Here is a 1581-nt window from a genome sequence, read left to right as displayed (position 1 = left end):
AGCTTGGATTCTAGGGGTCGTTGCAACAATGATGGTTACTTTGGTGTGATACTACCGGTTTGTGTCAGGGCGCTTGTCATGACTTCGGCTGGGGTGCGCCAGTTGAGTGCTTTGCGTGGCTTGTGATTGTGAATGTTGGCGATCATCTCCAGGTCCTCGGCGCTGTAGATGGACAGGTCGCTGTTTTTGGGAAGGTTTCTCCTGAGCCTGCCGTTGGTGTTTTCACTGCTGCCTCGTTCCCACGGTGATCCTGGATGACAGAAGTAGATGGGAATGTCAGTGGCCATGGTAAAGGCTTTATGGCCAGCCATTTCACTTCCTTGGTCCCAGGTAATTGATGACCAGATAGCTTTATCGATCCCAGCAACAGCCTTGTGCAGGGCTGTGAATACTTCTTTGCTGGTATGCCTGCCTGGCAGGTGGCCAAGGACAACAAATCGGCTGACGCGTTCTACTAACGTGATAACCGCGGATTGGTTATTTTTACCAAGGATGAGGTCGCCTTCCCAATGGCCTGGCAAAATACGTTCAGCAACCTCATCTGGCCGGTCGTCGATGAGGATCATGTCGTCAACGAAGCGTTGCTGAGCCGGTGTCGTGGTGCGTGTTTGGCGTTTCTTGCGTTTCTTTCTACCGGTAGGAAGTTCCAAGCCAAGGTCTTTGAGTCTTCCTTTGGCCTGTAGATAAAAGGCGTCATAAATCGTTTCGTGACTAATGCGCATGTCCTTATCAAGGGGGTAGTCGATGGGCAGGCGATTGGAAATCTCCTCAGGTGACCATTGTGCCCGCAATTGTGCGCATACATAGTCCCATAACCTTTTGTTGGCCAGCAGTTTCGGTATTTTCGGCCGCAACCTACGCGCACAAGCCTTTAACTGGGCTGTTTCTGCACGATACGGGCCTTGGGCGCTGTGGTTTCTGCGTACTTCACGCTGAATTGACGAGGCACTTCTCCCTAAACGGCGCCCAATCTCACGCAGCGGCACATGCTCACGAAGAAGATCGGCGATAATAACGCGTTCTTCAAAGCAAATATAGCGATCACTGATGCGTTTATACGGATCCACACCGCCAGGCAAGGCAGGGGCACAAAACCGTCCAGATTCAATGACGTCATGGCGTTGGCGCAGCGCTTTCATAAGTCTTTTATACGTGGTGGCATCCTCGCCGACAGGTATGAACTCTTTACGTGGCCCTCCGGATTTGATGAGTCCTTTTTCGAAGTCTAAAGACAATCGACGATCAATTCCTACCCCAGCCCCAGCATCACCAACAGGCAAGCTCGCCAACCGAAGGCGCAAGTATTCCACCCTTAACTGTGTTTGGCGGACTTTCCGGGCATACCTCGATAGCCGGATATGACACCCAGCTTCTGTAGCAACGGCATACGCAGCGGTGGGATGCATTCCACACGTTTTGGCGGCTTGATGTACCGAAAGTCCGCCTTTAACTAGTTCTACAAGCTGTAAAGCCTGGCTACCGCGGCGATCAACTCGTTTGGCTTTATGTATGACTGGCAATCCATGAGCATGGCAAAAATTCAAAGCATGCACGTAATGACAGCCAAGCTCACCAGCAGCC

Annotated in this window: 1 protein-coding gene; it reads right to left on the bottom strand. The window is 51.7% G+C overall.

Features of this window, described 5'->3' with window-relative positions; all coding sequences use genetic code 11:
- Positions 1-35: 35 nt before the first annotated feature.
- On the bottom strand, positions 36-1581 hold a 1546-nt coding region (locus ABRP84_RS11215; protein WP_349853830.1), incomplete at its 5' end, for an IS30 family transposase.

Origin of the sequence: Corynebacterium sp. KPL2861 (assembly GCF_040225475.1) — a bacterium.
Taxonomy (GTDB): domain Bacteria; phylum Actinomycetota; class Actinomycetes; order Mycobacteriales; family Mycobacteriaceae; genus Corynebacterium.
This window is presented reverse-complemented; position numbering and strand designations above follow the sequence as displayed.